Annotated in this window: 11 protein-coding genes, 1 tRNA gene and 2 pseudogenes; 4 read left to right on the top strand and 10 right to left on the bottom strand. The window is 50.6% G+C overall.

Translation table 11 applies throughout. The annotated features are described in order from the left end of the window. Positions 1 to 60: 60 nt before the first annotated feature. From CRI63_RS16755 to yejK, 4 genes are all read right to left on the bottom strand, one after another. Complete coding sequence (locus CRI63_RS16755; protein ID WP_135520163.1) at positions 61 to 471, bottom strand: cytochrome c3 family protein; 411 nt, start codon at positions 469 to 471, stop codon at positions 61 to 63. Continuing rightward, positions 468 to 2,108, bottom strand: a complete 1,641-nt coding sequence (locus CRI63_RS16750; protein WP_240725519.1) for an FAD-dependent oxidoreductase — start codon at positions 2,106 to 2,108, stop codon at positions 468 to 470. The genes CRI63_RS16755 and CRI63_RS16750 overlap by 4 nt, the downstream gene beginning before the upstream one ends. A gap of 93 nt (positions 2,109 to 2,201) precedes the next feature. After that, positions 2,202 to 2,660: a NapC/NirT family cytochrome c gene (locus CRI63_RS16745; RefSeq protein ID WP_240782758.1), complete on the bottom strand. Its 459-nt coding sequence runs from the start codon at positions 2,658 to 2,660 to the stop codon at positions 2,202 to 2,204. Between the two features lie 506 nt (positions 2,661 to 3,166). Continuing rightward, a complete protein-coding gene (yejK, locus tag CRI63_RS16740; RefSeq protein ID WP_130207118.1) occupies positions 3,167 to 4,174 on the bottom strand; it encodes a nucleoid-associated protein YejK in 1,008 nt (335 codons plus the stop codon). Between the two features lie 181 nt (positions 4,175 to 4,355). On the opposite strand from yejK, the pseudogene CRI63_RS16735 reads away from it, so the two are divergent. The 4 genes and pseudogenes from CRI63_RS16735 (at position 4,356) to narP (ending at position 7,343) form a co-directional block, all read left to right on the top strand. After that, positions 4,356 to 4,582 (top strand): annotated as a pseudogene (locus CRI63_RS16735) (YejL family protein). 19 nt (positions 4,583 to 4,601) lie between these two features. Next, positions 4,602 to 6,362, top strand: coding sequence for an LPS biosynthesis-modulating metalloenzyme YejM (gene yejM, locus CRI63_RS16730; RefSeq protein ID WP_130257505.1), 1,761 nt, complete (start codon positions 4,602 to 4,604; stop codon positions 6,360 to 6,362). 74 nt (positions 6,363 to 6,436) lie between these two features. Then, positions 6,437 to 6,513: transfer RNA gene (locus tag CRI63_RS16725), tRNA-Pro, on the top strand. A gap of 182 nt (positions 6,514 to 6,695) precedes the next feature. Then, on the top strand, positions 6,696 to 7,343 hold the full coding sequence (narP, locus tag CRI63_RS16720) for a nitrate/nitrite response regulator protein NarP (protein WP_064526779.1): 648 nt from the start codon (positions 6,696 to 6,698) through the stop codon (positions 7,341 to 7,343). Positions 7,344 to 7,556: 213 nt separating this feature from the next. Here narP and ccmH read toward each other — a convergent pair whose 3' ends face one another. The 6 genes and pseudogenes from ccmH to ccmC form a co-directional block, all read right to left on the bottom strand. Further along, positions 7,557 to 8,609, bottom strand: coding sequence for a cytochrome c-type biogenesis thiol:disulfide oxidoreductase CcmH (gene ccmH / locus CRI63_RS16715; RefSeq protein ID WP_130217086.1), 1,053 nt, complete (start codon positions 8,607 to 8,609; stop codon positions 7,557 to 7,559). Further along, positions 8,606 to 9,163 (bottom strand): thiol:disulfide interchange protein DsbE, encoded by a 558-nt coding sequence (gene dsbE, locus CRI63_RS16710; RefSeq protein WP_000824439.1) that lies wholly within the window; start codon positions 9,161 to 9,163, stop codon positions 8,606 to 8,608. Before dsbE ends, ccmH begins: the two co-directional genes overlap by 4 nt. Further along, positions 9,160 to 11,102: pseudogene (gene ccmF / locus CRI63_RS16705) on the bottom strand (cytochrome c-type biogenesis heme lyase CcmF). Before ccmF ends, dsbE begins: the two are co-directional and overlap by 4 nt. Beyond that, positions 11,099 to 11,578 carry a cytochrome c maturation protein CcmE gene (ccmE, locus tag CRI63_RS16700; protein WP_130221898.1) on the bottom strand — a complete coding sequence of 160 codons (480 nt, stop codon included), beginning with the start codon at positions 11,576 to 11,578 and terminating at the stop codon, positions 11,099 to 11,101. The pseudogene ccmF and the gene ccmE overlap by 4 nt, the downstream one beginning before the upstream one ends. After that, positions 11,575 to 11,784: a heme exporter protein CcmD gene (gene ccmD, locus CRI63_RS16695; RefSeq protein WP_032184639.1), complete on the bottom strand. Its 210-nt coding sequence runs from the start codon at positions 11,782 to 11,784 to the stop codon at positions 11,575 to 11,577. The genes ccmE and ccmD overlap by 4 nt, the downstream gene beginning before the upstream one ends. Continuing rightward, a complete protein-coding gene (ccmC, locus tag CRI63_RS16690) occupies positions 11,781 to 12,518 on the bottom strand; it encodes a heme exporter protein CcmC (RefSeq protein WP_001295447.1) in 738 nt (245 codons plus the stop codon). The genes ccmD and ccmC overlap by 4 nt, the downstream gene beginning before the upstream one ends. Between the last annotated feature and the right edge of the window lie 22 nt (positions 12,519 to 12,540).

The following is a 12,540-nucleotide window of genomic DNA, read 5'->3' as shown; positions in this document are numbered from 1 at the left end:
AACAAAAGAAAACGGCCTTTACGGGCCGTTTTCTTTTTTAGCGACTGACAAATACCTGCACTACTTAATCTTCACATCAAACTGATGGCAGTTGTTGCAATAGAGTGGCTGTGGTTCCTTCTCATGTGACGTATGGCATACCGTACAGCGAATTTCCCCGCCATGAGAGTCATGGAAAGAAGCAACTCGTGTTTTACCCGACTCCGGATACTCTTTTAACACTGAGTTACCTTCTGAATCCTTCTTACCATAATAATAACGCTCACCAGGCGCATGGCAGCTAACGCACGTTGGCGTCATATTCTTGTTGGCTTTAACATCATCAACATGGCAGTTATTACATTCCAGACCAATGGTCTTGTGCATTTTCATGCCAACAATCTCTTGTGCACTGGCAGAAACCATACCGATAACGGTGCACATTACGCCAGCAAGAATGATTGTGACAATGTTCTTCAATAGCTTGTTCATTTGCCACCTCCCTGTGCCTGCATTCTGGTGCTTATAATATGTTTCGCTGCCATACGTCCCGACGTCAACGCAAAGCCAGAAGCCGATCCTTCAAGTACCAAATCATAGGAGCTGTCATACAGACCGCCCATATCCTGCCCGACAACATACAGACCCGGAATAATCTTCTCATTGGTATCGTAGACCTGCAGATCGCTGTTCATTTTCAAACCACCCAGCGTCAGGAAATAAGCCCGAATACCTTTCACGGCGTAATACGGTCCTTTATCCTGAAATTTAAACAGATGCTCTTTCTTGCGCCCCCAGTCAGGATCGAAACCTTCATCCGTATACTTGTTTACTTTCGCAATCGTCGCTTTCAGATTGTCTGCAGGAACATTGATCTGTTTTGCCAGATCGTCCAACGTTTCACCTTTAAACAACCACCCTTCTTTCATGCCGATCTCGATCGCCTGATCCAGCGCCTTCATCGGTTGCCCTGGCAACACAATGGCGTTAAACGGCGTGACCGGCCCTTCGTTAACCATCTTCTGACGCATTGCGTCATCCCAGACGGAATACATGACTCCGCCATTCATGGTGATAGCGTTATAAACGAGGGTAAAACTGGAACCGAGTGACTCATCAAAGAAACGCTCGCCTTGTCGGTTAATCCACAGGAATGGCTGGCTTAATGATGTTCTGGCCTGTTTTTGGTAATCCGCGCCATTAAACTGACGGATAGGAGGGTCTTGATCGACATATGGGCTATTGCCAGCAATGGTTTGCATCCCGGCAGTATCAGCGCCAATGTCTTGCCCCATTTTGATACCATCGCCTTCGCGTCCATCAATCAGGGGGCCACGTAGTTTGACCGGCACCATGTTTTTCTGATTCACATCGGTGATGTATTTTTCAATCATGTCACGGTTGTTGGCAAAACCACCGGTCGCCACAATCACACCTTTACCATAGGCAATGATTTTTTCCCCTGTTACGCTATTAACCGCTTCGACGCCAACGACATCACCGCTTTGTTTATCGCGAATAATCTTCTTAACAGGAGTTTCGGTGTAGATTTGACCACCGCCATCAAGGATCTTCTTGTAAAAGCTTTTAGTAACAGATGCACCGTTATGCTTATACATATGCCAGGTCCATAATGAATCTGACTGAGGATAAATGGTGGTTTTTAAGGTCGTAAACTCAACGCCATTACTGGCAACCCAATCAATGGTTTCGCCTGAGTTTTTCATTAATGCGTGCAATGCACTGGCATTGGCTCGCCAGTGATGGAAATCGATCGCCTTACCAAAGGCTTGATTCAGCGTGGCACCTTTCCCCTCTTTTTTCTGCATAAGGGTGCCAATGCCTAAACTGCCTTCAGGATAAACGCCTGCCCCTCCAAGGCTTGGTAGTTTTTCAAAAATAACAACCTTGGCTCCGCCCTGTACTGCAGTCAACCCTGCGGACATGCCAGAAAGCCCACCGCCAATAACAACAACATCTGTTTGGATTATTCTCTCACTAACTGGTTCGACGGATGGATTCGACAGATTGATATGCGGGATCTTATTCATATTTCTGTCAGCATAGGCGCTTAGGGAAAGCGCCGTTAATACCCCAGCTAATAAGAATCCCCTTTTTAGTTTCCTCATAACATGGTCCTTTTACATAAAAATTTAAATCAACATGAAACCCTTCTTGTTTTTATTTGAAACCAAACAGACATGACATTCATGTATTAATGACTAATGAACTACTGTTGCAACTGCTGGTAATTTATGTGCAATGCCGGCATGACAATCAATGCATGTTTTCCCTTCTTTAAGAGAAGCCTCATGGAACGGCGCCATAAATTTTTTCTGTAATTTAGAAATATCGTGGCAGTTTCTGCATTCCTGCGAATTGTTTGCTTTCATTCTTGCCCATTCCGCTTTTGCCATTTCGCCACGATGTGCATCGAATTTTTCAGCCGTATCAATTACGCCTGTCATATGACCCCAAACCTCTTTAACGGCGTGGGCTTTTCTGATCATCTTAGGGACAAATTCATCAGGAATATGGCAATCAGCACAAGCGACCTTCACGCCAGTACGATTACTGCCATGAATGGATTTTTTGAAGCTCTCGGTGAGGATGTTGTCTTTCATTTCATGACAACCCAGGCAAAAGCTGTCAGTGCTTGTGTTGTGAATGACCGTGTTCATGACGACAAATAAACAGCCACTGAATACAATGAGGGTAAAGATAAAACATACCAGTAACTTTCTGGTTAAAGAGAACGTTTTTTTTCGGTCGACAACACTTTTTTATCTTCAGGATTTTCTTGCTCCATGCGGTGAATCCTTAAAATCATTCATACGATTAATATAATGAGTCAAACACAACGGCAATAATATTGACATTAAAAATATATTTGCATTTTATATAGGCAAAGCAAATAACAAAATATAACACCAGGAAAACTCAATATAATTAAACAGAATGTTTTTTCCAGTGTTACAGCTCACAAAAAACGGCGGAAATAGTTACCAGACCGATTTATTATCGAATAAAGAGGAAGAGAAAAATATTTACTACAACACTTAATATGATAACAGAGAAAATATTTTCGAATGAAAGGTCAATCAGCAAGTTATCTTACTCACTGATTGACAAGAATTGTGATTACCCCGCAACTGTTTCTCCGAAAAGAAACATTCGCGTTGGAGATTTAGTTCCCGCCAGACGTCCGGCGCTGCAATTGATCGCGCAAATTCGGCGGCGTACCTTTAATGGTCAGCGTATCGGTCGCTGGATCCCAGAAGATGCGTTCACCTAACAGCATCGCATCAAAGTTAATGGTCAAGCCACCGCCGCTACCGGCAAACTTCGTCAATTGACGCAGCGTGCTGCGGTCTGCCGGGAAGCTCTCTTCCAGTTCGTAGCCTTTTTCAGCCGCAAACTCCGTGAAGCTCACTTCGCTGACGCCCGCCAACTCTTTTGACAGCGATTCCAGTTCGATCTCCTCGCCCGCCTGCAATTGCTCATTACAATAGCTATAAACTTGCTGGCGAACGTTCTGCCGTTCTGCTTTATCCAGTTGCGCTTCTGCGGTGAAGTCGTCGACTGCTTGCAACAGACCGCGGTTTTGCGCTTTGGCGTTCAACCCTTCGCTGGCACCGAGGAAATCCATAAAGAAATCGGCGACTTTGCGTCCTACTCGCCCTTTCAGGAAAGTCAGGTAGCGGGTCGATTCCGGATTGGTTTCCCACTCAGTTAAATCAATACGCGCCACAATATCCGCATGATTGATATCAAGATAATGGGTCGGGTTGATGTCGAGATTTTCGTTGACGCGCATACTGCTTAGATTGCTCAGCACGCAAATCAGCAAATACTCAACTGCCAGATAACGATAGTGGCAAAACAGGACGAAACCGCCATCAGCAAACGGATATTTTGCCAGTTCGTCACGCAGGCGACCGGTTGCCGCGCGGCTAAATGCCAGAAAGTCCTCTTCGCCCTGACGTTGCAAGCGCAGCGTCTGCGCCAGTTCACTCTCTTCGCTGAACAATCCGTAGGCTTTGTTCTTGGCGCTATAGACCCGATGCAGCTCTGCCACCATCTCAACGACGGTTTCCGTCGGTTCCAGCAATGAATCGCGCAACACCAGCTCAAGGTTCTGCTCATCACGCTTGATAAGCTGGTGCAGAGCAATCTGGTTGATATCCAGACTCATGATAAACTCTCCTTTAAGACCGGGCGGTATTCAACCACCACCGGTAAAGCGACGCAATAAAAGTTGGCGGCCATTTTACAGAAGGCTGCGTAAGGAGAATGATTGAAAGCATAAAAAAGCAGAAAAAAAACCGTTGCTACGGTAATATGTTGCACTTTCATCAACTAACTGATTTCGATTTATGCCACAAATTTCCCGCTACAGTGATGAACAGGTTGAACAATTGCTCGCAGAGCTGCTCAACGTACTGGAAAAACATAAGGCTCCGACCGACCTTTCCCTGATGGTGTTAGGCAACATGGTCACTAACCTTATCAATACCAGCATTGCCCCGCTCAACGCCAGGCAATTGCCAACTCTTTTGCCCGCGCTTTGCAGTCCTCGATCAACGAAGACAAAGCGCACTAAGGGAAACAGATAACAGGTTATGGTAACTCATCGTCAGCGCTACCGTGAAAAAGTCTCCCAGATGGTCAGCTGGGGGCACTGGTTTGCACTGTTCAACATTCTGCTCTCACTTGTCATTGGCAGTCGTTACCTGTTTATCGCCGACTGGCCGACAACGCTTGCGGGTCGTATTTATTCCTATGTAAGCATTATCGGCCACTTCAGCTTTCTGGTGTTCGCCACCTATTTGCTGATCCTCTTCCCGCTGACCTTTATCGTCGGCTCACAGAGGCTAATGAGGTTTTTGTCCGTCATTCTGGCCACTGTGGGAATGACGCTGTTACTGATCGACAGCGAAGTCTTTACCCGTTTCCATCTCCATCTTAATCCCATCGTCTGGCAGTTGGTTATCAATCCGGACGAGAATGAGATGGCGCGCGACTGGCAGCTAATGTTTATCAGCGTGCCAGTTATTTTATTGATTGAACTGGTGTTTGCGACGTGGAGCTGGCAAAAGCTGCGCAGTCTGACGCGTCGTCGACGCTTCGCCCGTCCGCTGGCCGCATTCTTATTTATCGCCTTTATCGCCTCACACATGGTGTATATCTGGGCCGATGCTAACTTCTATCGCCCTATCACCATGCAGCGCGCTAACCTGCCGCTTTCGTACCCAATGACGGCGCGACGTTTTCTTGAGAAGCATGGTCTGCTTGATGCGCAGGAGTATCAACGCCGTCTGATCGAGCAAGGCAATCCAGACGCTGTTTCCGTACAGTATCCGTTAAGCGAATTGCGCTACCGCGATATGGGCACCGGGCAAAATGTGTTGTTGATTACTGTCGATGGCCTGAACTACTCACGCTACGAGAAGCAGATGCCTGCACTGGCGGGTTTTGCCGAACAAAATATTTCGTTCACGCGCCATTTGAGTTCCGGCAACACCACCGACAACGGTATCTTTGGCTTGTTCTATGGTATCTCGCCAAGCTATATGGACGGTATTCTGTCGACCCGTACGCCTGCGGCGTTAATTACCGCGCTCAACCAGCAAGGCTATCAGTTGGGTTTATTCTCGTCAGATGGCTTTACCAGTCCGCTGTATCGCCAGGCATTGTTGTCAGACTTCTCGATGCCGAGCGTACATACACAATCCGATGAGCAGACCGCCACGCAGTGGATCAACTGGCTTGGCCGCTACGCGCAAGAAGATAACCGCTGGTTCTCTTGGGTATCTTTCAATGGCACCAATATTGACGACAGCAATCAGCAAGCATTTGCCCGGAAATATAGCCGCGCGGCAGGCAATGTTGATGACCAGATCAATCGCGTCCTGAATGCGTTACGTGAATCCGGGAAACTGGACAACACGGTGGTGATTATCACTGCTGGTCGCGGCATTCCGCTGAGCGAAGATGAAGAAACCTTTGACTGGTCACGTGGCCATCTTCAGGTGCCATTAGTCATTCACTGGCCAGGCACACCGGCACAGCGTATTAATGCCTTGACCGATCATACTGATCTTATGACCACGCTGATGCAACGCCTGCTACACGTCAGTACGCCTGCCAGCGAATACTCACAAGGTCAGGACTTGTTCAACCCTGAGCGCCGTCATTACTGGGTAACAGCCGCGGATAACGATACGCTGGCAATTACCACACCGAAAATGACGCTAGTACTGAACAATAACGGTAAATACCGCACTTACAACTTACGTGGTGAAAGAGTGAGAGACGAAAAACCACAGTTGAGTTTGTTATTGCAGGTGCTGACAGACGAGAAGCGTTTTATCGCTAACTGATTAATTATAAATCAGTTAGCAAAATATCTTACTTGCAATCGGTGTGGAAAACGGTAGTATAAGCAGCCACGAGTCGGCACGTAGCGCAGCCTGGTAGCGCACCGTCATGGGGTGTCGGGGGTCGGAGGTTCAAATCCTCTCGTGCCGACCAAAATCCCAAGAAAACCAACCGCAAAGGTTGGTTTTTTTATATCTACGTCATACCCCTTCTACCCACACTTACAGTTTTCACTACATGCCCATACATAAAATGGGGTAACATTCACGCGCCTGGTAGCGTAACCAACGCTACGCTCAAACATAATGATTCTAATAAAACCTCAGGAGACTACTATGCCTGAAGCAACGCCTTTTCAGGTGCTGATTGTGGATGATCATCCACTTATGCGACGCGGTGTTCGTCAGTTACTGGAGCTTGACCCTGGCTTTGAAGTGGTCGCCGAAGCAGGCGACGGCGCTAGTGCTATCGATCTGGCGAATAGACTGGATATCGACGTGATCTTGCTGGATCTCAATATGAAAGGTATGAGTGGCCTGGATACCCTCAATGCCTTGCGCAGGGATGGCGTTACCGCGCAAATTATAATCCTGACCGTTTCAGATGCCTCCAGCGATATCTTTGCATTGATAGACGCAGGCGCTGACGGTTATCTGTTGAAAGATAGCGATCCGGAAGTGTTGCTGGAAGCGATTCGCGCCGGAGCAAAAGGTAGCAAAGTCTTTAGTGAACGCGTCAGTCAGTACTTACGCGAGCGTGAAATGTTTGGCGCTGAAGAAGACCCCTTCAGCGTGCTAACGGAGCGTGAATTAGATGTTCTGCACGAACTGGCACAAGGACTGTCCAATAAGCAGATCGCTTCGGTACTGAATATTTCTGAGCAGACGGTAAAAGTCCATATCCGCAATCTGCTGCGTAAACTCAACGTCCGCTCACGCGTGGCGGCCACCATTCTGTTCCTGCAACAACGCGGGGCGCAATAAAAAAATAGCCCGATGGATTTACCATCGGGCTGATATTGATGACAAACGCAAAACTGCCTGATGCGCTACGCTTATCAGGCCTACGCGGATCGAGCAATGTATTGAATTCGCACGATTTTGTAGGTCGGATAAAGCGTTTACGCCGCATCCGGCATAAACAAAGCGCACTTTGTTATCAATCTGGCCCCGATGGCATCACCATCGGGCTTCTTCTTATTTACTTTCGTGTGGTGATAAATGCTGCATCGCCTGCGCGATACTGCGTTCAATCACCGCACGGCGAGTATCGTTGGCAGGTAAGAGTTTCAACATCATCTCCCACGCAGCAACGGCTTCGCCAAATCGCTGCTGCTCAAAGGCATTAAACGCATACATACTTAACACACGAATATTGCTGTGGTCCGTTCTTACCAACTGGCGTAGCAGTTCGCCGCCGAGGCGGTTGTCGCTGGGATCAGATGAACGTGTCAACGCTTCCGCGTAACCCAGTGCGGCATCACTGTTCTTCGGATCGAGGCGATACGCAGTGGCGTATGCATCGGTCGCGATACTGGCGTTACCCAGCGCCATCCCAACACGGCCCAACATAATCCAGCCTTCTATATCTCCCGGATTTTTTTGCAGTTGAGTACGCATTCCAAGTGCAAGGCGCGACATCTCTTCTTCGTTGAGCGGATCGGCTTTCGGATCCAGCGCCCTGTCCAGCAATGCCGGAGCCTGCGCCGTGGCCTGCTGCCAGATTTTTACCTGCTGATAATTGCCAGTCTGGTAGTAGCCGACACCTGCCACAATCAACGCCACAACAATACCCGGCAGGTAAACAGCAAATCCGGCACGCTTACCTTCAGGCACGCTTTGTTCAGGAAACTCCTCCACTGCCAGCCGTACACGCCGCCGCGAGCGGGCATAAATAACCCAACCGCCGATACCAATAGCTACCACTGGCAGCACCCACAGCAAGACGGTCAGCGGCGTTAACGGCGGATCGTAAGTGACGAAGTTGCCGTAACGCGCCACCATATAATCGACAATCTCCTGCTTGCTTTTACCTTCCTGCATCAGTTCGTACACTTTCTGGCGCAGGTCGGTCGCAATCATCGAGTTAGAATCGGCAATGCTGTTGTTCTGGCATTTCGGGCAGCGTAGTTCTTCAGTGAGTTGGCGAAACTGCTGTTCCTGCGCTTCATCCTTAAACTGCAACACATCGATGGTCGCCAGCGCTGAACCGGAGATCATCAGCATCAGCACACCCAATAAAAACCTCATTGTGCGGCCTCCTTACTGTATTTCTCCCACAGCGGCTTGATCTCTTCTTCCCAGACGCGAGGATTGAGATCGCCCGCATGGCGATAGCGAATGATGCCGTTGCCGTCAATAAGGAACGTTTCCGGCGCGCCATAGACACCGAGATCCAGCCCTAACATGCCGTCGCCATCAAACAGGCTTAGCGCGTAAGGATTGCCCAGCTCTTTCAGCCAGCTGATTGCCTTCTGGCGATCGTCTTTATAGTTCATGCCGACCACGCGAATGCCCTGCGCAGAAAGCTGATTCAGATATTGATGTTCCGCACGGCAGGTCGGACACCAGGTCGCCCAGACGTTAAGCAGCACCGGTTTGCCCTGAGTCAGCACATCCGCCTGATAAAACTGCCCCGGATTGTCCAGTGATTCGAGGCGAAATTTCGGCACAGGCTTGCCAATGAGCGCCGATTCCAGATTGGTCGGATCATCCCCTTCGGCATTACGCGCCAGCTGCCACAGCAGCGCCGCGGCAATCGCCAGGAAGATAATCAACGGAATTAACAATACTTTGCGCTTCATACAGCCTCCGGCGCAGTTTTTTGCGGACTCACGCGCTTACGATAGCGAGGATCAAACAGACACAGCAGTCCGCCCAATGCCATCATCAGCCCGCCCGCCCAAATCCAGCGAACAAACGGTTTGTAGTAAAGGCGCACAGCCCACGCGCCGTTTTCCAGCTCTTCACCGAGCGCGGCGTACAGATCACGAGTGATGCCGCCGTCAATCGCCGCTTCGGTCATCATCGACCCGGCAGTGTTGTAATAACGTTTTTCCGCATACAGCACCGTTTCCGGCTTGCCATCTCGCGTTACGCCGATAGTCGCCACACCGCCGCGCCAGTTCGGGCCAGTCACCTCTTTGACATCACGGAAGGTGAAGCGATATTCATGAATATCGACGCTATCGCCGGGCTTCATGCGCACATCACGCTCGACGCTATAGTTCTGGCTAAAGGCAATGCCAACAATTGTTACCGCCAGCCCCAGGTGAGCCGCCACCATCCCCCAATAACTGAAGGTGGTTTTCGTGCCGCGTGAAATACGCAGCGCAGCTCCGCAATTGCCAGCACCGCAATCCAGCAGGCCATTGCCAGGCCGAGCACCGTCATCGCCACAACTTTGCTCTCAAACAGCCACGGCAACAGCAGAGACAGCACCAGCGTAGAGATGAAGGCGATAATCAATAAATTGCGGATTTTACGCGGTCGGTCGCGCCCCCAGCGCACCAGCGGACCAATGCCCAGCACCAGTGCAAATGGCACCATCAGCCAGGTAAACATGCTGTTGAAGAACGGTTCGCCAATCGAAATACTGCCCAGTCCCAGTTGCTTGTGCACCAGCGGTAGCAGCGTCCCCAGCAATACCACCAGCATCGCGGCGACCAGCAAAACGTTGTTCGCTAGCAGCAAAGATTCCCGCGACCACAGCGCATTGTTTACGCATGAGCGAACTTTGTGTCCACGCGCGGCAAACAGCAGCAGCGAACCGCCAATCACCAGCACCATAAAGGCGAGGATAAACATACCGCGCGCCGGATCAGACGCAAACGCGTGTACCGATACCAGCACGCCAGAACGCACCAGGAAAGTCCCCAGCAGACACAGCGAGAAGGCACTGATTGCCAGCAGTAATGTCCACGCTTTGAAGCTGGCGCGTTGTTCAGTGACCGCCAGCGAGTGCATCAGCGCAGTCCCCACCAGCCACGGCATAAACGAGGCATTTTCTACCGGATCCCAGAACCACCAACCGCCCCAGCCGAGTTCGTAATAGGCCCACGCGGAACCGAGTACGATACCGAGCGTCAGGAAGATCCACGCTGCCAGCGTCCACGGACGAGTAAAACGCGCATAAGTGCTGTCCAGACGCCCACTCAGCAAAGAAGCAATAGCAAAAGCAAACGCCACCGAGAAACCAACGTACCCCATATAAAGCAGAGGCGGATGGAAGATCAGCCCCGGATCCTGCAACAACGGGTTAAGGTCGCGCCCTTCAATCGGGAAGTTCGGCAATGTGCGTGAGAACGGGTTAGAGGTAAAGAGAATGAACAGCAAAAAGCCGACGCTGACCATCCCCATTACCGCCAGTACGCGCGCCACAATATCCAGCGGAATACGCTGGCTAAAAATCGCTACCGCAAACGTCCAGCCGCTCATTAGCAGCACCCACAGCAGTAGCGAACCTTCATGCGCCCCCCACGTGGCCGCCACGCGATACCACACCGGAAGCTGGGTATTGGAGTTACTGGCAACATAGGTGACGGTGAAGTCGTTTACCACGAAGGCGTTAACCAGCACCAGAAACGCGCCAGCCACGCACATAAACAGCAGCCAGGCAAACAGCCGGGAGGAGGCCATCATCCGCGCATCTCCACGCGCCACACCCCATAGCGGATAAACAGACAGCAAAAGTGCAATCCCTAACGCCAGGCACAGCAGTCCGTTACCAATTTCTGGCATCATGATGCGGGATCCTTATAAGCACTTGCCGGGCGACGATGGTTAGCATCCATCGCCTTTTCAACTTCTGGCGGCGTGTAATTTTCGTCGTGTTTCGCCAGTACTTCTTTCGCGAGGATATGATTGCCTTTTTCCAGCTCGCCCTGAACCACAACGCCCTGCCCTTCACGGAACAGGTCCGGCAAAATGCCTTCGTAAGAGACATCCACTGAGCCTTCAGCATCGTAAATGGTAAACGTCACTTTCAGTGAGTCAGGATCGCGCTGCACGCTACCCGGCATCACCATCCCGCCCACGCGCAGACGCTGACCAACTTCCGGCATCTGCTGCGTTTCACGCTTACCGTAGAGAATTTCTCCCGGTGTATAGAAAAGATCGATATTAGAGCGCAGCGCATACAGCACCAGACCGATGGTCAGCGCCAAACCTGCCAACACGGCGCAGGCAATCCACAAGCGGTTTTTACGGCGAATATTCATGCAGCCTCCTGCTGTTGCGCAGCACGTAAACGCGCCTCACGCGCCCGCTGCTGCGCCACGCCACGCAGAATTGCGCGATGCTGCATCACCGAGTGCACGACCAAAGCCACCAGCGGAATAACGGTCATCACCACCGCCAGCCAGACAAAAAAGGCGTAACCGCCCATTGCGAAAAATTCATTCCAGGAAGCAAATGCAGGGGTCATTTACGGCCTCTTTTCAGTATCAGTTCACTCACCCACGGACGGCGTTTTTCCATCAGCAAAATCAAATTGCGCATCCGCATTAGCGTCAGCGTGGCAGAAAGCAGCAGGAAGCCAAAAATCGACCAGCGCAGCGGCGAACGCATTGCCGGATCGATACTTTGCTGCATCCGCGTTGATCCCTGATGTAGGGTGTTCCACCACTCCACGGAATAATGAATTATCGGCAGGTTCACCACGCCAATTAGCACCAGAATACCTGCCGCACGGCCCGCCAGACGGCGGTCGTCGAAGGCGTGCCACAGGGCAATCACACCAACATACAAAAACAGCAGCACCAGTTCAGAAGTCAGACGCGCGTCCCACACCCACCAGGTGCCCCACATCGGTTTTCCCCATGCAGAGCCAGTAACCAGGGCAATAAAAGTAAATACCGCGCCAATAGGCGCCATCGCCGCGACCGCCAGGTTAGCCATTTTCATCTGCCAGACAAGACCGATGAACGCCGCTACCGCCATCGAGGCATAAATACCCATCGACCAGATTGCCGCTGGCACATGTAGATAAATAATGCGATAGCTATTTCCTTGCTGATAATCAGCCGGAGCAAAGCCGAATCCCCAGATCCAGCCGACGGTGAGCACGACCACACTGGCGATTGCCAGCCACGGTATAAACCAGCCACAGATTTGATATAACCGTGGAGGGATCGCCAGTTGATGTAGTGTTTTCCACATAGTTTCGATACCAGACTCGAAC

Source organism: Escherichia sp. E2661, assembly GCF_004745185.1.
GTDB lineage: Bacteria > Pseudomonadota > Gammaproteobacteria > Enterobacterales > Enterobacteriaceae > Escherichia.
This window is presented reverse-complemented; position numbering and strand designations above follow the sequence as displayed.

Coding starts and splice junctions, on each gene's coding strand:
- CRI63_RS16755 (WP_135520163.1), bottom strand. CDS start 471: ATGAACAAGCTATTGAAGAACATTGTCACAATCATTCTTGCTGGCGTA.
- CRI63_RS16750 (WP_240725519.1), bottom strand. CDS start 2,108: ATGAGGAAACTAAAAAGGGGATTCTTATTAGCTGGGGTATTAACGGCG.
- CRI63_RS16745 (WP_240782758.1), bottom strand. CDS start 2,660: ATGAACACGGTCATTCACAACACAAGCACTGACAGCTTTTGCCTGGGT.
- yejK (WP_130207118.1), bottom strand. CDS start 4,174: ATGAGTCTGGATATCAACCAGATTGCTCTGCACCAGCTTATCAAGCGT.
- yejM (WP_130257505.1), top strand. CDS start 4,602: ATGGTAACTCATCGTCAGCGCTACCGTGAAAAAGTCTCCCAGATGGTC.
- narP (WP_064526779.1), top strand. CDS start 6,696: ATGCCTGAAGCAACGCCTTTTCAGGTGCTGATTGTGGATGATCATCCA.
- ccmH (WP_130217086.1), bottom strand. CDS start 8,609: ATGAGGTTTTTATTGGGTGTGCTGATGCTGATGATCTCCGGTTCAGCG.
- dsbE (WP_000824439.1), bottom strand. CDS start 9,163: ATGAAGCGCAAAGTATTGTTAATTCCGTTGATTATCTTCCTGGCGATT.
- ccmE (WP_130221898.1), bottom strand. CDS start 11,578: ATGAATATTCGCCGTAAAAACCGCTTGTGGATTGCCTGCGCCGTGTTG.
- ccmD (WP_032184639.1), bottom strand. CDS start 11,784: ATGACCCCTGCATTTGCTTCCTGGAATGAATTTTTCGCAATGGGCGGT.
- ccmC (WP_001295447.1), bottom strand. CDS start 12,518: ATGTGGAAAACACTACATCAACTGGCGATCCCTCCACGGTTATATCAA.